We start from the raw sequence: 20,059 nt of genomic DNA, 5'->3' as shown, positions 1-20,059 counted from the left end.
TCAGACCCGATGTCCGGCCGCAATGATCTTCTTCAGGAAACCTTGCGTGCGCTCCTGTTTGGGATGGCGGAAAATCTCGTCGGGCTTGCCCTCCTCGACTATTCTGCCGCGATCGAAGAACAGCACCCGGTCGGCGAAGTCATGGGCGAAACCCATCTCGTGGGTGACCAGCAGCATGGTCATGTCGGTCTCGGCGGCGAGCTTGCGCATGACGTTGAGCACCTCGTCGACGAGCTCAGGGTCGAGCGCCGAGGTGACCTCGTCGAACAGCATGATTTTCGGCGACAGCGCCAGCGCCCGCGCAATCGCGACGCGCTGCTTCTGGCCGCCTGAAAGCTGCGCCGGCATCGCTTTGGCCTTGTCGACCATGCCGACCATGTCGAGCAGTTCCATCGCCCGCTTTTCGGCGGCGGCCCGCGGCACGCCTTTGGTCAGCATCGGTGCCAGCGTCACATTGTCGATGACGCATTTGTGCGGAAACAGATTGAACAGTTGGAAGACCATGCCGATCTTCTGGCGCATCTTTGCCAAATGCCGTTCATCGGCCGTCAGCAGCCGGCCGTTGCGCTCCATGTGGTACAGCTGTTCGCCGTCGACCTGGATGTGGCCGCTGTCGATACGCTCTAGCGTCATCAGGATGCGCAGGATCGTCGTCTTGCCCGAACCCGACGGGCCGATCAGTGCCAGCTTCTCGCCGGGCATGACTTGCATCGAGAGGCCGTCCAGCACCTTGAAGGTGCCGAAGCTTTTCGAAATGCCGTCGATCTTGATGATGGGCGCCGACAATGGATTTCCCGTGCTGGAGAAGCTATGCCTTTAACGATGCGGATCGCGGCAAATCATGTCAATCAAGAAAATAATATCATGACAATATTTCGAACTCCGCACAATTCGCGCCATTCGCCGTCTAGATCGCAAGCAGGAGATGCTCGGGATCGCCGAGCAGAAGCTTGGTGACAACGCCGAGACCGGCACGCAGTTCCCCCTCCGTGGTCGAGCCCAGCGAAATCCGTACGGCTGGATGCCAAGGCATCTGCGAAATGCGAAACGACGTGCCGGGCGCGATCGCCACGCCCTGCAGGCGGGCCTGGGAAACAAAGCTTTCCTCACCGCGGTCATCGGGCAGTTGCAGCCAGACATGCAGCCCGTCGCGATGAGCGCGATAGTCCACTCCGGCAAGCACCTCGGCGGCTATGTCCAGACGCCGGCGCAAAGCCAGGCGCTGCCATCGCACGAGTTCCATCGCGGTGCCGTCGGTCACCCATTTGGTGGCGATCTCGGCCACCAACGGCGTCGCCATCCAGTTCGAGACGAGATGGCGATTGGCGACCGCGGCGACATAACGATCGGGCGCCGCGAGATAGCCGATGCGCAGGCCCGGCACCACGATCTTGGTAAAGGAGGTGACGTAGAGCGTGCGCTCGGGCGCGAAGGCGGCTACCGGCGGCGGCCTGTCCTCGACCAACGGGCCGAGGACGTCGTTTTCGATAATGGCGATGTCATGCCTGCGCGCAACGGCGGCAATCTGTTCGCGCCGGCCGGCATCCATCAGGGTAGCCGTAGGGTTGATCACCGACGGCTGCACGAACACGGCGCGGATGTCCGACAGCCGGCAGGCCTCGTCCAGCGCTTCCGGGATTAGCCCATTGTCGTCGATCGGCAAACCCTCGAGATTGAAGCCGAGATAACGCGCCAGCGGGATCAGCGTGTGGTGGCCGATCGCCTCGGTGGCGACGGTCGAACCGGGCGGCGCCACGCTCATCAGCGCCACTGTCATCCCTGCGGTGGCGCCGTTGGTCAGGCTGATGTTCTGCGGCGACGCGTCGAGGCCACAGAGGCGTAGCCACTCGACACCCACCGCGCGGTGGCGCGGGAACACCATGTTCGGCCTGAACGACAGTGCCGAGCTCGACGGCAGGTTTTCGGCGAGCCAGCCCAGCGCCTGCCTCAGCCGCTCCAGATGCATCGGTTCGCAGACCGGCTTCAGGATGGAGAGATCGATGACCTCGCCCAGCCGCTCCGGCAGATAGGGCGGCTCCGGCTCGCGGCGCTGCGTCTGCACGAAGCTGCCGCGGCCGACCTCGCCGGACACCAGCCCGCGGCGGATCAGCTCCTCATAGGCGCGGCTGACCGTCTGCACGGAAAGTTGCAGATCGTCAGCCAACTGCCGGTGCGTCGGCAACCGAGCGCCATTGGCCAGGCGCCCGTCATGGATGGCGCGCGCGAACTGGTCGGCGAGCGATTGATAGGCCGGCCGCCGGATAAGAGCGGGATCTGGTCGCCAAAATGTCATGACTTATTAGAGATCGAAATCAGTGCAATTGACAATCGAAATAATGCGCCGTCATGGTGTCCGGCACTAGAAGTGGACGATCATGGCTGCAGCGAAACTCGATCCGATCGACCTGAAAATCCTCGACGCCATCCAGCGCGACGGCCGCATCACCAAGCTGGCGTTGGCCGAGAAGGTCGGCCTGTCGCCGACGCCTTGCTGGATGCGGCTGCGCAAGCTGGAAAAAGCCGGCATCGTCTGCGGCTATCATGCCAGGATCGCCATGCGCGCCATCGCACCGGTCGCCACCGTGCTGATGGAGGTGACGCTGGCTAGCCACCGCCAGGCCGATTTCGACCGTTTCGAGCGCGTCATCCGCGACATCCCCGAGATCGTCGCCTGCTGGTCTGTCGGCGGCGGCGTCGATTACCTGCTGAAGGTGATGGCGCGCGACATCGACGCCTATCAGCGGCTGGTCGACACTCTGCTCGAGCGGGAGATCGGCATCGACCGCTATTTCACATATATCGTCACCAAGACGGTGAAGGAGGAGAGTGTGCTGCCGGTGGCGGACCTGTTGCCGACATCTTCCTGATATCGGAGAGATCGTCTGCCCGCTCGGTGCAATAGAGACAATCTCTCTACGTGCAGGCACGCAAACAGCCTCTCTGTTTGCGCGGCAGAGATAGTCTTGCGGCATCACCCGAACCGGGAGCCCGATGATGTCCGCACATTTTGCCCGCTCGCAGCGCCATGAAGCACTTGACCGCCTCGCCGACCGACGGCTGCTGCGCGAACTCGCCTATGTCGCTGGCCACTGGACGGCGAGCGAGACCGCGGAGAGTTTCGAGGTGACCGATCCGGCCACCGGATCCACCGTCGCTTTCGTTGCCGCGCTCGATGCCCGGCAGACGACATTGGCGATCGATGCGGCATCGCGCGCCTTTCCTGCCTGGCGCGCATTGCTGCCGCAGGAACGGTCGAAAATCTTGCGAAAATGGTTCGATCTGATCGTCGCCGCCAAAAATGACCTGGCCCTGCTGATGACGCTCGAACAAGGCAAGCCGCTGAAGGAATCGCGCGGCGAGATCGACTACGCAGCCTCTTTTGTCGAGTGGTATGCCGAGGAGGCCAAACGTCTCAACGCCGAAAGCGTCACCAGCCATTTGCCAAATGCCGAGATGGTGGTGCGACGCGAACCGCTCGGTGTCGTCGGCGTCGTCACGCCGTGGAATTTTCCAGCGGCCATGCTGACCCGCAAGGCGGCTGCCGCCCTTGCCGCCGGCTGCACCATCGTCGCGCATCCTTCCTCGGAAACGCCGCTGTCGGCACTGGCGCTGGCCGAGCTTGGCGAACGTGCCGGCCTGCCGGCTGGCGTGTTCAACGTCCTCACCGGCAGGGCTTCGACCATCGTCGGGCGGATGTGCGAAGACCCGCGCGTTCGCGCCATGAGCTTCACCGGCTCGACCGAGGTCGGCAGGTTGATCGCCGCGCAGAGTGCGCCGACGATGAAGCGGCTGGTCATGGAGCTTGGCGGCCATGCGCCGTTGATCGTCTTTGCCGACGCCGATCTCGACAAGGCTGTGACCATAGCCGTCGATGCCAAATTCGCCACCTCCGGCCAGGACTGCCTCGCCGCCAACCGCATCTATGTCCAGCGCCCGATCTACGACCGTTTTTGCGCCGCCTTCACCAAGCGCATCGAGACGTTGCGGACCGGCAATGGCCTGGCTGACGACACCGACATCGGGCCGTTGATGCACGAGCGCGGCGTCAAGAAGATCGAAGAGCAGGTCGCCGATGCGCTGGCTGGTGGCGCGCGCTGCCTCACCGGCGGTGGCCGCCATGTGGCTGGGCCGCTGTTCTACCAGCCGACCCTGCTCGCCGACGTTGGAGACGACGCGCTGATCATGCGCGAGGAGACCTTCGGTCCGGTTGCGGCCGTGACGCCTTTCGACAGCGAAGACGAAGTCGTCGCCCGCGCCAATGCGACAGAATACGGGCTCGTCGCCTATGTCGTCACTGAAAACGGCGGCCGGCAATTGCGCATGGGCCGCGCGCTCGACTATGGCATGGTCGCCATCAACCGCGTCAAGATCACCGGCGCGCCGATCCCCTTCGGCGGCGTCAAACAGTCCGGCATGGGCCGCGAGGGCTCGCGTCACGGGCTCGAAGCCTTTACCGATCTCAAATATCTCTGCCTCGACCTAGCGTAACGCCCTGTCAGGCTTTTTGCTTTCAAGGAGTAAAAAATGCTCGACCAGTCCAACGAACTCGCCGCCTGGGATCGCGATCATTTCTTCCATCCCTCGACCCATATGGGCACGCATGCGCGTGGCGAGAGCCCGACGCGTGTGATCGCCGGTGGCGAAGGCGTCACCATCTGGGACAATAACGGTCGCAAGAGCATCGATGCCTTCGCCGGGCTCTACTGCGTCAATGTCGGCTATGGCCGCCAGAAGATAGCCGACGCCATCGCCGCGCAGGCCAAGAACCTCGCCTATTACCACGCCTATGTCGGGCACGGCACCGAGGCATCGATCACGCTTGCCAAGATGATCATCGACCGTGCGCCCGAGGGCATGTCGAGGGTCTATTTCGGCCTCTCCGGTTCCGACGCCAACGAAACCAACATCAAGCTGATCTGGTACTACAACAACGTGCTCGGCCGGCCGGAGAAGAAGAAAATCATCTCGCGCTGGCGCGGTTATCACGGCTCCGGCATCATGACCGGATCGCTGACCGGCCTCGACCTGTTCCACAACGCCTTCGACCTGCCGCGTGCGCCGGTCCTGCACACCGAGGCGCCCTACTACTTCCGCCGTGCCGACCGCTCGCTGAGCGAGGAGCAGTTTTCGCAACACTGTGCCGACAAGCTCGAGGAGATGATTCTCGCCGAAGGGCCGGAGACGGTCGCCGCGTTCATCGGTGAGCCTATCCTCGGCACCGGCGGCATCGTGCCGCCGCCGGCCGGCTACTGGGAGAAGATCCAGGCGGTGCTGAAGAAATACGACGTGCTTCTGGTTGCCGACGAGGTCGTCACCGGCTTCGGCCGGCTGGGCATCATGTTCGGCTCCGACCACTACGGCATCAAGCCCGACCTGATCACGATCGCCAAGGGCCTGACCTCGGCCTATGCGCCGCTGTCGGGCGTCATCGTGTCAGACAAGGTCTGGCAGGTGCTGGTGCAGGGTTCAGACAAGCTCGGCTCGCTCGGTCATGGCTGGACCTATTCGGCGCATCCGATCTGCGTCGCCGCCGGCGTCGCCAACCTGGAACTGATCGACGAGATGGACCTGGTGCGGAACGCCGGCGAGACCGGCGCCTATTTCCGCGCCGAGCTGACGAAAGCCGTCGGCGGCCACAAAAACGTCGGCGAGGTGCGCGGCGACGGCATGCTGGCGGCGATCGAGTTCGTCGCCGACAAGAACGATCGCGTATTCTTCGACGCCTCGCATAAAATCGGGCCGCAGGTCGCGACCACCCTTGCGGCAAGCGGCGTCATCGGCCGGGCCATGCCGCAGGGCGACATTCTCGGTTTCGCGCCGCCGCTCTGCCTGACGCGGCAAGAGGCCGATATCGTCGTGTCGAGGACGGCCGACGCGGTGAAGAGCGTGTTTGCAAATATCTGAAGAGCCGACATGAATGCCATGACCAAGACCCTCCCCGCCACCATGGCCGCCGTGCAACTGATCGGGCACGGCGGACCGGAAAAGCTCGTCTACCGCACCGACGTGAAAGTGCCCTCGCCCGCCCGGGGCGAGGTGCTGGTCAAGGTCACCGCTTGCGGCATGAACAACACCGACGTCTGGGTGCGCCAGGGCGCCTATGGAACGGAGGAGGATGCCGCCGCTGTGTCGACCTGGCGTCGTCGGGGCAATACGCTGAGCTTCCCGCGCATCCAGGGCACCGACACGGTCGGCAACATCATTGCCGTCGGCGACGGCGTCTCGCCGACCCGCATCGGCGAGCGGGTGATGGTCGATTTCTCCATCTACAATCGCGACGACGATTCACTCGCCGACATCGACTATATGGGCCACGGCCGCGACGGCGGCTATGCCGAATATCAGGCGGTGCCGGCAGAGAATGCCCATGTCGTCGATACCGATCTCAGCGATGTCGAGCTCGCCACTTTCTGCTGCGCCTATCTCACCGGCGAACAGATGCTGGAACGCGCAGCATTGAAGGCCGGTGAGCGCGTGCTGGTCACCGGCGCCTCGGGCGGCGTCGGCTCCGGCATCGTGCAGTTGGCGCGGGCACGCGGCGCCATTCCCTATGCGGTTGCCGGCAAGGGCAAGGAACAGGCCGTGCGTGACATCGGCGCCGAGGCGGTGATCACCCGTGGCGTGGCCGACCTGCCGGCAGCCGTGAACGAGGCGACCGGCGGGCGGCCAATCGATGTGGTCGCCGACCTGGTCGGCGGCGCGATCTTCAACGACCTCCTGCGCATCTTGAGGCCGGAAGGCCGCTATACCACGGCCGGCGCGATTGCCGGCCCGGTCGTGCAGCTCGATCTGCGCACCATGTACCTGAAACAGCTGCAACTGCATGGCTCAAGCCAGGGCACACGCGCGGATTTCCGCCGCATCGTGCGCTACATCGAGGACAAGAAGATCCGGCCAATGGTCGGCGGCGTCTACAAGCTGTCCGATTTCCATCGCGCCCAGGCCGATTTCATCGCCAAGGATTTCGTTGGCAAGCTGGTCGTCGTGCCGGATGCGTCGCCAAAATAGCGCGTCGACCAAAAACGCCTATGACAGGCTCGGGCCGTTCGCGGACGCGGTGAGGTCGAGCGCCACATCCAAGCAGCGTTTTCGTGATGGCTTTGTTTATCTGAATGAGCAAACCCATTCTGATTTGGCTGCACGCCGGCAACAAGGATTCCTGACCCTCTCCTGCGGTGTTATAGGTTTTCGCGATTTTCTTATAACTCCCGCTTGCGTCCCTTGAGGTCATGCCGCTATAAGAGAACCGCATTTTTCTTATAACCGGAGCCGCCTGACATGAAGACGGTCGACCTCGTTTACCGCACGATGTATGCGGAACTCGTCCAGCGATCCTTGGACGCAGTCTTCGAAACGGATTTCCCTACGACGGGCAATCTCGTCAAGGTGCCCGTCAGGGGCAAGGTATACTGGTATTTCGAGGAAACGCAGCCGACGAAGACGCGACGGTATGTCGGGCCTGACAGCGATCCCGAGATTGCAAAACGCGTTGAATCCTTCCGTCAGATCAAGGACGACCTCCGCGCCCGCAGGAAGCTGGTATCCACGCTCGTGCGCGAGGCAGGGCTGACAGAACCCGAAAGGTTCACCGGGGATGTCGTCGAGGCGCTGGGGAAGGCTGGCATCTTCCGCTTACGCGGCGTCCTGGTCGGCACAGTCGCCTTTCAGTCCTACGCGGGCTATCTGGGCGTGAAGCTGCCCGGTGCAGCGTTGCAGACGGGCGATGCAGACTTCGCCCTATTCCATTCCGTGTCGGCCGCGGTCGAGGACAGCCTGCCGCCCATCCTCGAAATCTTGAGGGAGATCGACCCAACCTTCAGGGAAATCCCTTACAGATCAGATCCCGGACACGCGACGCAATTCGAGAACGCAGTCCGATACAAGGTCGAGTTCCTTACACCGAACACGGGCAGCGATGACTGCAACCTCGATGCCGTCTTTGGGCGGTGCATCCGCGCAGCCTCTTCGGTTTCTCGATTTCCTGATCCACGAACCAATCAGAACTGTGCTGCTGCATCGATCGGGAGTGCCTGTCGTGGTACCGTCGCCCGGACGATATGCGGTTCACAAGCTGATCGTTGCCTCGCGCCGACAGAACAACGCAAACGGCGTGGGCAAGCGGGAAAAGGATGTCCGCCAGGCAGCACTTCTGGTCGAGGCACTGGAAGCTACCCGTCGCCAGGACGATCTCGCCGTCGCGTTTTCGGAAGCGTGGGACAGGGGGAAACATTGGCGTGAAGCGATACAAAAAGGACTTGGCTTGATTCCCCAGAAACAGCGTGGCGACGTCGAGGCGACGATCGTCAACGCACTTTCAGGAATCGGCGAGGAACTGGAAGGATTCAGCGGCTCATCTGCGAAAACAAAGCACGGAGACTAAACGGCAGCAACGGGTGTGGAGGGTAACCTTCTGCCAGCCGTCGCCGAGGCGTTTTTGTTTTCAGGTTTCAAAAATCGACTTTGCCTATTCAGCTCTGCGATCGGATCTGCTTGGCGGCAGCCTCGAGCGACCGTTCAAACGCGTCGATCACCTGGTCGACCTGCGGCTCGGTGATGATCAGCGGCGGGCAGAAAGCCAGCGCATCGCCCATATTGCGCGAGATGACGCCGTTCTGCTGCATGAAGCCGTTGACGAGCCCGCCCAGTTCACTGGTCTTCCCCCACGGCGCCTTGTTCGCCTTGTCGCCGACCAGTTCGACCGCCGAAATCAGGCCGATGCCGCGCACCTCGCCGACAAGCGGGTGCGAAGCGAGCGTGCGCAGCCGCTTCAGCATATGCGCGCCGACCGCACGCGCATTGCCGACAAGGTCGCGCTCCTCGATCAGCTTCAGGTTCTCGAGCGCGACCGCTGCCGCAACAGGATGGCCGCCGCCGGTGAAACCGTGGCCGAAGGTGCCGATACCGTTGCTTTCGTCGGCGATCGGCTCGAATACCTTGTCATTGATCAGCAGGGCTGAGATCGGCAGGTAGGACGAAGAGATCTGTTTCGATAACACCATGATGTCGGGCCTGATGCCGAAGGTCTGCGAGCCGAACATCTCACCAGTTCGGCCAAAGCCGCAGATCACCTCGTCGGCGATGAGCAGGATGTCGTATCTCGACAGGACCGCCTGTATCTTCTCCCAGTAGCCCGCCGGCGGTACGATGACGCCGCCGGCGCCCATGATCGGTTCGCCGAAAAAGGCGGCGATGGTTTCCGGTCCTTCGGCGAGGATCAGCTTTTCCAGTTCGTCGGCAAGCCGCGTCGAAAACAGCTCCTCGCTTTCACCCGGCAGCGCCTCGCGCCAATGGTGCGGCGTCGAGGTATACAGCACATTGGCAATCGGCAGGTCAAAGGAAGTGTGGTTGTTGGGCAGTCCGGTCAGGCTTGCCGAGGCGATGGTGACGCCGTGATAGCCCTTCTTGCGGCTGATGATCTTCTTGCGCGCCGGCTGGCCGAGCGCATTCGACCGGTACCAGATCATCTTCATGGCCGTATCGTTGGCCTCGGAGCCGGAATTGGTGAAATACGCCTTGCTCATCGGCACCGGCGCCATCTGCACCAGTCTCTCGGCGAGATCGATCAGCGGCGAATGCGATTTGGAGCCGAAATCGTGATAGTAAGGCAGCTTCGACATTTGCCGTACTGCCGCATCGACCAGCCGCTTCTCCGAAAAGCCGACCGCGACGCTCCAGAGCCCCGCCATCGCCTCGATATAGCGGTTGCCGGCAAGGTCCTCGACATAGATGCCGTCGCCCTTCTCGATGACGAGCGGCCCCGACTCCTGATGCTTGCGCGCATTCGTATAGCCATGCATGTGAAAGCTTATGTCGCGGGCTTCGGGTGAATTCGGTCGTGCGTCCATGACGGCTCCTGATGCTGACGCGGAACAATCCTGCCGCCGGTCCGGCTCGGCAGGTCCCCGTGCGTTATGCCGTTTGATGCATCTTTCTCGAACGGTATAGTGTCAAGCGCTTTCGGCAGGGCCAGCGGATGGATGGACGCATGCAGAACTTCGGCTTGACCTAACCGTGGACCATGTCGACTGCATTGTCGCTGGCGCCGGCGTTGTTGGCCTGGCGATCACGCGAGAGATGGCGCAGCGCGGCATCGATACGCTGGTCCTGGAAGCCGAGAACGCTATCGGCACCGGGACAAGCTCGCGCAATTCCGAGGTCATCCATGCCGGCCTCCACTATCCGGTTGGATCGCTGAAAGCCCAGTTCTGCGTGGCCGGCCGGGAAAGACTCTATCGCTATTGCGAGGAGCGGGCGGTCCCACACGCGCGCTGCGGCAAGCTCATCGTTGCCACAAGTGCCGAACAGGAGCCGGTGCTCGCCTCAATCCGGGCCAATGCACGCGCTTGCGGCGCCGGCGACCTGTTGCGCTTGAGCGAAGCCGAGGCGCATACGCTGGAGCCCAGCCTTAAGTGCACGGCGGCGCTGCTGTCGCCCGCCACCGGCATCATCGACAGCCATGCCCTGATGCTCGCCCTGTTGGGCGACGCCGAGGAGCACGGGGCGGCACTTAGTCTCAACACGCGCATCGCCTCCGGCCGCATCGAAGCAGGCCGCGTCGTGCTCGAGACGGTGGACGCTGCCGGCGGCGAGCGCTTCGAGATCGCCACTCCGCGTTTCGTCAATGCCGCCGGGCTTGGCGCCGCAGCACTTGCCGGTTCGCTTGAAGGGCTCAATCAGCAATTCGTGCCAAAGCTCCATTATGCCAAGGGCAATTATTTTTCGGTGGCCGGACGGGCGCCGTTCTCGCGATTGGTCTATCCGGTGCCCGAACCCGGCGGGCTCGGTGTTCATCTGACACTCGACCTTGATGGCGTCGCCCGCTTCGGGCCGGACGTCGAATGGACCGATCAACTCGACTACCGCGTCGACCCGGCTCGTGGCGAGCGCTTCTACAGCGAGATCCGCAAATACTGGCCGGACCTGGCCGATGGCAGCCTGCAACCCGCTTACAGCGGCATCCGGCCAAAACTGTCCGGTCCCGGTGAGGCCAATGCCGACTTCGTCGTCCAGGACGTGGCGGTGCACGGCGTGGATAGCCTGGTCAACCTGTTCGGCATCGAAAGCCCCGGCCTGACCTCCTGCCTGACGATTGCCGACCACGTCGCGCAGTGCCTCGCGCCGAAGTTGTAGCGTGCGGCGCCCCGCGCCGCGATCTGCACTGTATCAAGGCGCATTGCGTGAACTTTCAGACGCAAGTCGCCTATGAGGCACATCGCGCACTTGCAGCCCGCTCCGCGCTCTGATTCCCTGCATTCTGGGGCTGTCCTGATTCGCACTGCCCGGTTCAGAGTTTTCGCAGTGCGCCCGGGACAAGCTTCCAGCGACCACTCGGCGTATCCAGGGAGAACGGCAATGAACACCGCGACGAGGCCGGTAATCTCGGAGATGAGGCCCAAGATCACCGTCGTCGGGGTCGGCGGCGGCGGCGGCAACGCCGTCAACAACATGATCGCCGAAGGCCTGCAGGGCGCGGAATTCATCGTCGCCAACACCGATGCCCAGGCCCTTGCCATGTCGAAGGCAACGAGGCTGATCCAGTTGGGCGCTCATATCACCGAAGGTCTCGGCGCCGGGTCCCTGCCCGAGGTCGGCCGTGCCGCGGCCGTGGAATCCATCGACGAGATCATGGATCACCTTGCTGGAACGCACATGTGCTTCGTGACCGCCGGCATGGGAGGCGGAACCGGCACTGGTGCCGCGCCTGTTATAGCACAGGCAGCGCGGGCAGCCGGAATACTGACCGTTGCCGTCGTCACCAAGCCATTCGTCTTCGAAGGCAGGCGCCGCATGTACGCTGCCGATGAGGGCATCGAGCGCCTGCGCGAAAGCGCCGATACCGTCATCGTCATTCCCAACCAGAATCTGTTCAGGATCGCCGACGCCAGAACCACGTTCGCCGACGCCTTTGCCATGGCCGACCGGGTCCTCTATGCGGGTGTCGGCTGCATCACCGATCTGATCGTCAAGGAAGGCCTGATCAATCTCGACTTCGCCGATGTGAAGTCGGTGATGCGCGACATGGGCCGCGCCATGATGGGAACCGGCGAAGCCGCCGGAGAAGGCCGTGCCAAGAAGGCAGCGGAAGCGGCAATCGCCAACCCGCTGCTCGACGAAGCTTCGATGATGGGCGCCAAGGGCGTCCTTGTCTCGATATCGGGCGGCATGGACATGACGCTGTTCGAGGTCGACGAAGCCGCTACCCGCATCCGCGAGGAGGTCGACAACGATGCCGACATCATCGTCGGCGCCATCTTCGACAAGGCACTCGCCGGAAAATTCAGGGTATCGGTCGTGGCGACCGGCTTGCGGCGTGGCCTGGAGATTCCACTGCTTGCCGAACCGGAAGTTCGCATGAACTGAACAGCGTTATCGCGTGCGGTTCGCTCAGCTGATTGCCAGCCTCGCGTCACCACGGCCGCGCGCCGTCGATGACTTCCATAGCGCGTGCAGCAAAACGGCCGGCCAGCGGTGCCACGTCGGCCGCATCGGCCGCAACCGCGCTGCCGGCCAGCACGCGGTCGGCGATGCCGACGAAGATCACGGCAAAGCGGAACATGGCAAACACCAGATGGAACCGCTGGAGCGGCGCCGTCGGCACGGCGTGGGCGAAGTAATGATCGAGGAATTCGCGCTGTGTCGGAATCCCGAGGGCTGCCTGATCAAGGCCGAGGATGCCGCCATATTCGTCCGATGAGGAATGCCAGGGCATCGAGCAGAAGCCGAGATCAGCAAGCGGATGGCCGAGGGTCGATAACTCCCAGTCGAGTATGCCGATCACCTCGGGCCGCTCGGGATGGAAGATGAGATTGCCGAGACGGAAATCGCCATGCGCGATCGAAACGTGGCCGTCATCTGGCGGAAGATGTCGCGGCAGCCATTCGGCGACGGCTTCGAGCGCGGCAATGCGCTCACTCGGCGATTCCCGCAACTGTCTGGTCCAGCGCGCGATCTGTCGCTCAAAATAGTTCCCGGGACGGCCATAGTCGCCGAGCCCAACCTCTTCCGGCCGGACGGCGTGCAGCTTTGCCAGCGCCTCGGCCATGCCGAAATAGATGCCGCGCCGCTCGTCCGGCGCCAGTCCCGGCAACGCGCCATCGTGGAACACCCGGCCGTCGAGCCGCTGCATCAGATAGAACGGCGTGCCGAGCGGCTCGTCGCCGTCGTGATAGAGCACCGGCCGCGGCACCGGCACCTTTGTCGACGCTAGCGCCTCGATCACCCGGTACTCGCGATCGACGGCATGAGCGCCGCGCAGGATCGGTCCCGGAGGTTTCTTGCGCAGCACCATGCGGCGGCCGCCATAGTCGACGAAATAGGTCGGGTTGGATTGGCCGCCGACGATCCGCTCAAGCGACATTTGGCCATCGCCAAAATGCGCTCTCAGAAAATCCTCCAGGCGTACTGGATCGAAATCCATCCTCATTGCCAGCTCAGCGGTGCCCGCCGCGACCTGTTTCGTCTTGTCTGCCGGCTTCGACATGCCAGCGCCAGAAGCCCGCACCTTCCTCGTTGAGAAAGCGGTTGAGCACCATCTTGTGGACCTCGTCGGCGCCGTCGACCAGGCGAGCCTGGCGGGCGTAGCGGTAAATCCATTCGAGTACAGTGTCTTTCGAATAGCCGCGGGCGCCGTTGATCTGGATCGCCACGTCGGCGGCGTCATGCAGCACGTTGGCGACCTGGATCTTGGCCATGGAGACCTCCTTGCGGGCAAAGCCACCGCGATCGAGCTCCCAGGCCGCCTTCATCACCAGCAGCCGCCCGATCTCGATGCGCATGGCAAGGTCGCCGAGCATCAGCTGGATACTCTCACGGTCGGCCAAAAGCTGCCCGAAACCGCTACGCTCGGCGGCATAGGCGCGCGCGATCTCGATGCAGCGCTTGGCAAGACCGAGCCAGCGCATGCAATGGGTGAGCCGCGCCGGACCGAGCCGGACCTGGGTAACCCGGAGGCCGCTGCCTTCGCCGGCAAGCACGTCCTCGACCGGGACTTCCAGGCCGTCGAACTCCAGCTCGCAATGGCCGCCATGTTCTTCCGGTCCCATGATTTCGATGCGCCGCACGATCCGCCAGCCCGGCTGGTCCTTGTGGAACAGCAAGGCCGAAAGGCCGTGACGCGGATCGTCCGAAGTGCGCGCAATGAGAATGAAGTGGCTCGCCTCTTGCGCGCCGGTGATGAACCATTTGCGGCCTGTGACGACATATCTGTCGCCACGCCGTTCGGCTCTGGTCATGATCATCGACGGGTCGGAGCCGCCGCCCGGGTGCGGTTCCGTCATTGCAAAGGCCGAGCGCACCTTGCCCTCGACGATCGGTTTCAGCCATCTTTGCTTCTGCTCAGGCGTTCCCAACCGTTCCAGCATCATCATATTGCCATCGTCGGGGGCCGCGGAATTGAACACGACCGGACCGAAGATCGAGCGGTTCATCTCTTCATAGCAGACGGCCATATCCACCTTGGAAAGGCCGGCCCCGCCGGTCTCGGGTTTGAGCTGCAGGCACCACAGGCCGGCTGCTTTCGCCTTGCCGCGCAGCGTTTCAAGCAGCGGCAGCGCAATATTGCCATGGCCGTCATAGCAAGCCTTGTCAGCCTCGAGCGGCAGGATTTCGCGCTCGACGAAATCGGCGATCCGGCTGCGGAAGGCCTCGGTTCGGACGGAAATGTCGAAATTCATGGCGCTCACAAGGATGAAACGAGATGCCGCCATCGGCTCCGATGGTCGCGCCGGTAGTGTAACTGCCGTCGTTGAATGGGAGCAACAGCAGTTCGCCGGCCGTTCCTTGCGCACGTCAAAGCGCCGGTTCGATATGGATCGATGCCGGCGTGCTGCCGATGCCGGTCGAATTCCAGGATCAAAGAGTGCTCAGGTTTCGTATCGCTAACGTCCGCGACAATGCTCAGATCAATTCGAGGACAGCGCAGCCATAGCCGTCCAGCGTCAACACTCCGGAGACAGGTCCTTGGCTATCGAGCAGGTTGCTGCCGAAGGGAACGCCGGTTACGGCAACGGGCGTGTCTTTGATGTTTTGCACGAACAGCAGCCGGCGTTCGTCATTCTCGCGCATCGTGACCTCGACGCCGTCCGGCAGATCCGGAACCAGAGGCTCCACATTCGCATCCACGAAAGTGCGCTTAGCGAGTTGAGCTGTCAGCTCCGGGGTTAGATAAGTGCCGACATAGAGCACACGGCCCTTGCCGACGGCGCGGGAGGTAATTGCAGGCGTTCCTGCCGCGTAGCGGTTCGACCAAACCCCTACAATTTCGACTTCCGGTTCGACTGCGAGGTTCTCATAGAAATAACCGGCATCGAACTCGTGGTTTCCGACGGTAAAACGACGGATACGGCGGCTGGATTCGGCCGGTCTGTCGGGAGGAATGACGAGCCCGCCGGAGCGCGACATCGTATTGAACAGGCCATTGGCCCCAGGTGCCGCCAGCCGCCCGAAATCCTCGACGCGAACGCCGGTCAACTTCGACAGCGACCGGCCCGGCGCTGTCTCGCGGATGACGTGGTTGTTTTCGTCGCGGGTTCCAGTGCGCGCGCCGATGATGACGGTACCGCCATTTTCGGCAAAGACTTGCAGCCGCTCGGTCCAGCTGTCCTTCCAGATCACCCAATGCGGCACGTAGAACACCTTGAGCTTCGACAGATCGTCTTCCGGGTGGATGAAGCCGCAGGCGATGCCGCGGTCATAGCAATACTGATGCAGCAAGATTGCATCATCCTGCGGACTTGGCAGGCCGATGGGGAAGGTCTTGTGGGCTTCCTGATTGTCGAAGTCCGAGCCGGCGATGCCGACATCCATCCGCACATGGGTGCCCAGGATCTTGTCTTTAAGCGCCGTCATCTCGGTGGCGAACTGCCTGGCTTCGTCATAGCGGCGGCGAGCGACATCATCATGGTCTATGATGCCCATCCAGTATATCTCGGCGCCGAAATGTGCGGGACGCCAGCGGAAGAACATGATCCCATCGGCGCCACGCGCAACCGACGACATCGCCATGCGTCGCATTTCGCCTGGCTCCGGCGTCAGCGTGCAGAAGCCCGGCTGGGCGCCAAAACCCGACTGTTGTTCCGGCACTATGTAGTTGCCGGAAAATCCCCTGCAGATGTCGAGATGCAGCGCCTGGATCTTGGCGTGATTGCCGAGGCGAAAGAACTCGTCATAGAGGAACGGATAGATGTCGTAGCCGACGAAGTCGAGATCGGTGGAGAATTGGCCGCGAAAGTCGATGTCACGCAATCCGCCGAGATTGTGGAAGATGAACCAACTGGCATTCGCTTTTCTCAGGATCTCGACCTGGTCGTGCTGGAACCGTGCTGTCGAAAAGGCGAGAAAACGGTGGTAGTCCTGGAGGTGACCGGGACCGGGAAAGGACGGGGAAAAATCCAGCGGGAAGACAATTTCGCGGAAATCGCCGTAAGCCGTCGCCCAGAAATCGCCACCCCAGGCGAAGTTCAGCCTGTCTATCGTCTGGTAGGTTTCCTGGAGATAAGCCTGGAATTCCTTCAACGCCGACGGCGAATAGGATTCCGGCATGCTGGTGTTGAGTTCGTTGTCGGTCTGCCAGCCTATGACATTTGCATTGTCGCGGTAGTGGTCCGCCATCGCCCTGGTAATCTTGCGGCTATAGTCGCGAAACACCGGGCTGCTGGTGTCGGCATACTGGCGCGAGCCGTGGCCCATCGACCGGCCATTTCCATCAAGCCGCAGGATTTCCGGATGCTTTGCCGTCAGCCAGCGCGGGGGGGTGGCGGTCGGCGTGCACAGGATCGTGTTGACGCCGTGACGCGCGAGGCGCTCGATTGCCCGGTCGAACAGGTCGAAATCGAAGGTGCCTTCACGCGGTTCGAAAATGTGCCAGGCGAATTCGCCGAGGCGGGCGACGTTGAAGCCGGCCTCGGCCATGCGCCGGGCGTCGTTGTCCCAGTAACTCTCGTCCACATGTTCGGGATAGTGCGGCGCGCCGACCAGAAAGCGGTCGGTCTGGATCGTGCGCCAGACCGACAGGGCGCGGCCTCTTGAAGTCTTGTTCACGAAGGATACTCCTGCAGATCAGTCGGTGATGGTGGGTTTGCGGGCACTGATTGTCCGCTCATCGACAGAGGAAAAGAGATAGACGTCACGCGGCTCGACCTTGAAGCCGACGGTCGCGTCGGCAGCGACGGCACTCGCATGGCCGATCTGGACGGTGACGTTGCCGCTGCCGCTTTCGGAACTGACGCATTGCAGCGGGCCCGCGTCGGCATAGAGGATGGTCTCGCGGCCGAGATGCTCGACCAGCCGCACCCGTCCTGCAAAACTCGCTGTCCCTTCCGCGGCCAAGCTGATGCTCTCCGGCCGAATCCCCATCGTCACCCTATCGCCGACCTGTACGGATGCCGCTTCCGTCAGTTCGACAGTCAAAGGAGAAAGACCGGCGGTCGACAGCGTGGCGGCACCGCCGGAGACAGCGGCGACGGTCACTTCGAAAAAATTCATCCGGGGTGCGCCGAGGAAGCCCGCGACGAAGAGATTGGCCGGATTGCGGTAGAGTTCGAGCGGAGCGCCCACCTGCTCGACCGAGCCGCGATTGAGCACGACGATACGGCTCGCCATTGTCATCGCCTCGGTCTGGTCGTGCGTGACATAGACCATGGTGGCGCCGAGCCTGGCGTGCAGATCGGAAAGCTCGACGCGCATCTGCGTGCGCAGCGCTGCGTCGAGGTTGGACAATGGTTCGTCGAACAGGAACACGTCGGGCGAGCGGGTTATCGCACGGCCGATCGCCACTCGCTGACGCTGGCCGCCGGAAAGCTGTTTCGGCCGCTTGTCGAGCTGGTCGGTAATGCGAAGGATCTTGGCGGCTCGCAGCACGGCGGCATCGATCTCGGCCTTGGGGCGATGCGCCATGCGCAGGCCGAAACCCATGTTCTCGGCGACGGTCATATGCGGGTAAAGCGCATAGGACTGGAAGACCATGGCAATGCCGCGCTCACCCGGCTCGGTGGTGGTGACATCACGGCCGTTGATCAGAATCTTACCGGTCGAGACGGTTTCAAGCCCGGCGATGATCTTCAACAGCGTTGACTTGCCACAGCCGGACGGCCCGACGGTGACAATGAACTCGCCCTGTTCGACGCTGAGATCGATGCCGCGCAGCGCGTGGTAGCTGCCATAATTCTTTTGTATCTGCCGGAGTTCAAGACTGGTCATGGAGCCCTGCTTGCGAAATCAGTTTCGGATCGGGTGGGCGACGCCTTGAAGTCATGGTCGCTCATCCCTTGACCGCTCCCATGGTGAGGCCGGTGATGAAGTGCTTCTGCATTAGGAAGAACATGGCAACCGGCGGCAAAGCCACGACGATGGTGCCAGCCGAGATCAGGTTCCAGGCCGAGACCCATTCGCCGCGCAGGTTGGCGAGGCCGGCGGTCACCGGTTTGACGGTATCGCTGATGGTCAGCACGACCGCCCAGAAATAATCGTTCCAGATAAAGGTGAAGAGCAGGATGGCCAGCGCCGCGAGAGCCGGCCGCACCAATGGGACCACGACATGTACCAATGTCTGAAACGGCGTCGCGCCCTCGGCCCTGGCGGCCTGAAACAGTTCTCCCGGCAAGGCGGCGATGAAGTTCCGCATGAACAGTGTCGCAAACCCGGTCTGGAAGGCGATATGGAAGATGATCAGGGCCGCCATCGTGTCGTAGAGGTTGAGCCGCACCATGAGATCGCGCACCGGGATCATCATGATCTGGTGCGGCAGGAAGTTTCCGCCGACGAACAGGGCGAAGACGAGCATATTGCCGCGAAACCGGTAACGGGCGAGCACGAACCCGGCGAGCGTGCTCAAGATGAGAACGCCCATCACCGAGGGGATTGTGATCGTCAGGCTGTTGAGGAAGTAGCGGGCCATGGGCGTCTGGGTGAAGACCGCCGTGTAGTTGTCGACCAGGCCGAATTGGGTCGGCCAGCCCCACAGATTGCCGCCCATGACATCCTGTGTAGAGCGGAACGAGGTAAGGATGATGGCAAAGAGCGGCGCCAGCCAGACAATCAGGATGCCGACCACCAGCACGACATAGAGGCCACGCTGCCAAATAGCAGTCTCGGGAATCGGGCGGGGAAACATCAGCCGCCTCTTTCATCGGCGCGGATCATCCGCGTCAGGTACCAGGCGATGAAGACCGCCATGATCACGAACAGCACCGAGGCAATGGCCGCGCCATAGCCGAAGCGGTAGGAAAATATGGACTGCTCGAACATCTGATAGGCAAGCACCTCGGACGAACCGAAGGGGCCGCCGCTGGTCATCACCGAGACCATGTCGAAGGAACGCAGTGCGCCGACGACAGTGACGGCGATGGCGATAAAGGTGACCTGCGTCAGCTGCGGCAACACGATGTGGCGCAGCATGTTCCAGCCCCTGGCGCCGTCGACCCGCCCGGCGCCGATCAGGTCCTCGCTGAGATTGTTGAGGCCGGCGAGATAGAGCACCATGCAGAAGGCGATCTGCGGCCACAACGCTGCGATCACGACGGCGAAGGTGACGAAGTTTTCATCCGACAGCACTGCCGGGGCGGTCGCGCCGAAGGTGCGGAAGATCAGGGCGAGAAGTCCGAATTCCGGCGTATAGACCCAGGTGAAGACAACGCCGACGGCAACCGAAGCCAGCACCAGCGGAATGAAGAACAGCGATTTGAGCAGGCGCATGCCGCGGATTTTCTGGTTGACGAGCAGCGCGATGGCGAGGCCGAGCGGCGGCGCCAGCATGAACATCACCAACCAGATCAGATTGTTCTTCAGCGAAACATAGAACTGCGGGTCGGCAAACAGTTCGCGGTAGTTGCCGAGGCCGATCCAGACCATCGGGCTGAAGCCGTCCCATTCGTGCAGGCTGATCCACAGGCTCTCGACCGCAGATGCCAGAATGACGACGGAAAACAGCACAGCGGCTGGCAGGATCAGAAGTGTCGGTGTCAGCCACCAGCGATGGCGGCGCCAAAGCTTCGTCATTTTGGGAGACCTCATTCACGGAAAGCATCAGGGAGCAGAGTACGAACCCCGCTCCCCTCCGCTGGGA

15 protein-coding genes and 1 pseudogene are annotated in these 20,059 nt (G+C 62.5%); 7 read left to right on the top strand and 9 right to left on the bottom strand.

Features of this window, described 5'->3' with window-relative positions:
• Together ehuA and ehuR are read right to left on the bottom strand one after the other, a co-directional pair.
• Positions 1-786 (bottom strand): ectoine/hydroxyectoine ABC transporter ATP-binding protein EhuA, encoded by a 786-nt coding sequence (gene ehuA, locus NKJ15_RS21085; RefSeq protein WP_023677199.1) that lies wholly within the window; start codon positions 784-786, stop codon positions 1-3.
• Between the two features lie 121 nt (positions 787-907).
• Positions 908-2,293: a MocR-like ectoine utilization transcription factor EhuR gene (gene ehuR, locus NKJ15_RS21080; RefSeq protein WP_352452352.1), complete on the bottom strand. Its 1,386-nt coding sequence runs from the start codon at positions 2,291-2,293 to the stop codon at positions 908-910.
• A gap of 82 nt (positions 2,294-2,375) precedes the next feature.
• Between ehuR and NKJ15_RS21075 the strand changes: the two genes are divergently transcribed.
• The 5 genes and pseudogenes from NKJ15_RS21075 (at position 2,376) to NKJ15_RS21055 (ending at position 8,380) form a co-directional block, all read left to right on the top strand.
• Complete coding sequence (locus NKJ15_RS21075; RefSeq protein ID WP_352817286.1) at positions 2,376-2,867, top strand: Lrp/AsnC family transcriptional regulator; 492 nt, start codon at positions 2,376-2,378, stop codon at positions 2,865-2,867.
• Positions 2,868-2,994: 127 nt separating this feature from the next.
• A complete protein-coding gene (locus NKJ15_RS21070; RefSeq protein WP_352817283.1) occupies positions 2,995-4,488 on the top strand; it encodes an NAD-dependent succinate-semialdehyde dehydrogenase in 1,494 nt (497 codons plus the stop codon).
• Positions 4,489-4,524: 36 nt separating this feature from the next.
• On the top strand, positions 4,525-5,904 hold the full coding sequence (locus NKJ15_RS21065; RefSeq protein ID WP_352817280.1) for an aspartate aminotransferase family protein: 1,380 nt from the start codon (positions 4,525-4,527) through the stop codon (positions 5,902-5,904).
• Positions 5,905-5,913: 9 nt separating this feature from the next.
• Positions 5,914-7,008, top strand: a complete 1,095-nt coding sequence (locus NKJ15_RS21060; protein ID WP_352817277.1) for an alcohol dehydrogenase family protein — start codon at positions 5,914-5,916, stop codon at positions 7,006-7,008.
• 270 nt (positions 7,009-7,278) lie between these two features.
• Positions 7,279-8,380, top strand: a pseudogene (locus tag NKJ15_RS21055) (nucleotidyltransferase family protein).
• An 88-nt stretch (positions 8,381-8,468) separates the two neighbouring features.
• On the opposite strand, the gene NKJ15_RS21050 reads toward NKJ15_RS21055, so the two are convergent.
• On the bottom strand, positions 8,469-9,845 hold the full coding sequence (locus NKJ15_RS21050) for an aspartate aminotransferase family protein (protein WP_352817276.1): 1,377 nt from the start codon (positions 9,843-9,845) through the stop codon (positions 8,469-8,471).
• 166 nt (positions 9,846-10,011) lie between these two features.
• Between NKJ15_RS21050 and NKJ15_RS21045 the strand changes: the two genes are divergently transcribed.
• Both NKJ15_RS21045 and ftsZ read left to right on the top strand, forming a co-directional pair.
• Positions 10,012-11,130 (top strand): NAD(P)/FAD-dependent oxidoreductase, encoded by a 1,119-nt coding sequence (locus NKJ15_RS21045; protein ID WP_352817273.1) that lies wholly within the window; start codon positions 10,012-10,014, stop codon positions 11,128-11,130.
• A 222-nt stretch (positions 11,131-11,352) separates the two neighbouring features.
• Complete coding sequence (ftsZ, locus tag NKJ15_RS21040; protein ID WP_023677189.1) at positions 11,353-12,360, top strand: cell division protein FtsZ; 1,008 nt, start codon at positions 11,353-11,355, stop codon at positions 12,358-12,360.
• 46 nt (positions 12,361-12,406) lie between these two features.
• Here the strand turns inward: ftsZ and NKJ15_RS21035 are convergent, their stop codons facing one another.
• From NKJ15_RS21035 to NKJ15_RS21010, 6 genes are all read right to left on the bottom strand, one after another.
• Positions 12,407-13,423, bottom strand: coding sequence for a phosphotransferase family protein (locus tag NKJ15_RS21035; RefSeq protein ID WP_352501437.1), 1,017 nt, complete (start codon positions 13,421-13,423; stop codon positions 12,407-12,409).
• 7 nt (positions 13,424-13,430) lie between these two features.
• A complete protein-coding gene (locus tag NKJ15_RS21030) occupies positions 13,431-14,672 on the bottom strand; it encodes an acyl-CoA dehydrogenase family protein (protein WP_352817374.1) in 1,242 nt (413 codons plus the stop codon).
• Between the two features lie 223 nt (positions 14,673-14,895).
• Complete coding sequence (locus NKJ15_RS21025; RefSeq protein WP_352817271.1) at positions 14,896-17,037, bottom strand: beta-galactosidase; 2,142 nt, start codon at positions 17,035-17,037, stop codon at positions 14,896-14,898.
• Positions 17,038-17,055: 18 nt separating this feature from the next.
• On the bottom strand, positions 17,056-18,195 hold the full coding sequence (locus tag NKJ15_RS21020) for an ABC transporter ATP-binding protein (RefSeq protein ID WP_352817268.1): 1,140 nt from the start codon (positions 18,193-18,195) through the stop codon (positions 17,056-17,058).
• 61 nt (positions 18,196-18,256) lie between these two features.
• Positions 18,257-19,108: a carbohydrate ABC transporter permease gene (locus NKJ15_RS21015; protein ID WP_352452362.1), complete on the bottom strand. Its 852-nt coding sequence runs from the start codon at positions 19,106-19,108 to the stop codon at positions 18,257-18,259.
• The gene (locus NKJ15_RS21010; protein ID WP_023677182.1) at positions 19,108-19,992 is read right to left on the bottom strand and encodes a carbohydrate ABC transporter permease; all 885 of its coding nucleotides are present in this window, start codon (positions 19,990-19,992) and stop codon (positions 19,108-19,110) included. The genes NKJ15_RS21015 and NKJ15_RS21010 overlap by 1 nt, the downstream gene beginning before the upstream one ends.
• Positions 19,993-20,059: the final 67 nt, after the last annotated feature.

The organism is Mesorhizobium sp. M0207, from assembly GCF_040321995.1.
Lineage (GTDB): Bacteria > Pseudomonadota > Alphaproteobacteria > Rhizobiales > Rhizobiaceae > Mesorhizobium.
Note: the sequence above shows the minus strand (reverse complement) of the source record. Positions and strands in the feature narration are given on the sequence as shown.

Coding starts and splice junctions, on each gene's coding strand:
- ftsZ (WP_023677189.1), top strand. CDS start 11,353: ATGAACACCGCGACGAGGCCGGTAATCTCGGAGATGAGGCCCAAGATC.
- NKJ15_RS21075 (WP_352817286.1), top strand. CDS start 2,376: ATGGCTGCAGCGAAACTCGATCCGATCGACCTGAAAATCCTCGACGCC.
- ehuR (WP_352452352.1), bottom strand. CDS start 2,293: ATGACATTTTGGCGACCAGATCCCGCTCTTATCCGGCGGCCGGCCTAT.
- NKJ15_RS21070 (WP_352817283.1), top strand. CDS start 2,995: ATGTCCGCACATTTTGCCCGCTCGCAGCGCCATGAAGCACTTGACCGC.
- NKJ15_RS21030 (WP_352817374.1), bottom strand. CDS start 14,672: ATGAATTTCGACATTTCCGTCCGAACCGAGGCCTTCCGCAGCCGGATC.
- NKJ15_RS21015 (WP_352452362.1), bottom strand. CDS start 19,108: ATGTTTCCCCGCCCGATTCCCGAGACTGCTATTTGGCAGCGTGGCCTC.
- NKJ15_RS21065 (WP_352817280.1), top strand. CDS start 4,525: ATGCTCGACCAGTCCAACGAACTCGCCGCCTGGGATCGCGATCATTTC.
- NKJ15_RS21060 (WP_352817277.1), top strand. CDS start 5,914: ATGAATGCCATGACCAAGACCCTCCCCGCCACCATGGCCGCCGTGCAA.
- NKJ15_RS21050 (WP_352817276.1), bottom strand. CDS start 9,845: ATGGACGCACGACCGAATTCACCCGAAGCCCGCGACATAAGCTTTCAC.
- NKJ15_RS21010 (WP_023677182.1), bottom strand. CDS start 19,992: ATGACGAAGCTTTGGCGCCGCCATCGCTGGTGGCTGACACCGACACTT.
- NKJ15_RS21035 (WP_352501437.1), bottom strand. CDS start 13,423: ATGAGGATGGATTTCGATCCAGTACGCCTGGAGGATTTTCTGAGAGCG.
- NKJ15_RS21020 (WP_352817268.1), bottom strand. CDS start 18,195: ATGACCAGTCTTGAACTCCGGCAGATACAAAAGAATTATGGCAGCTAC.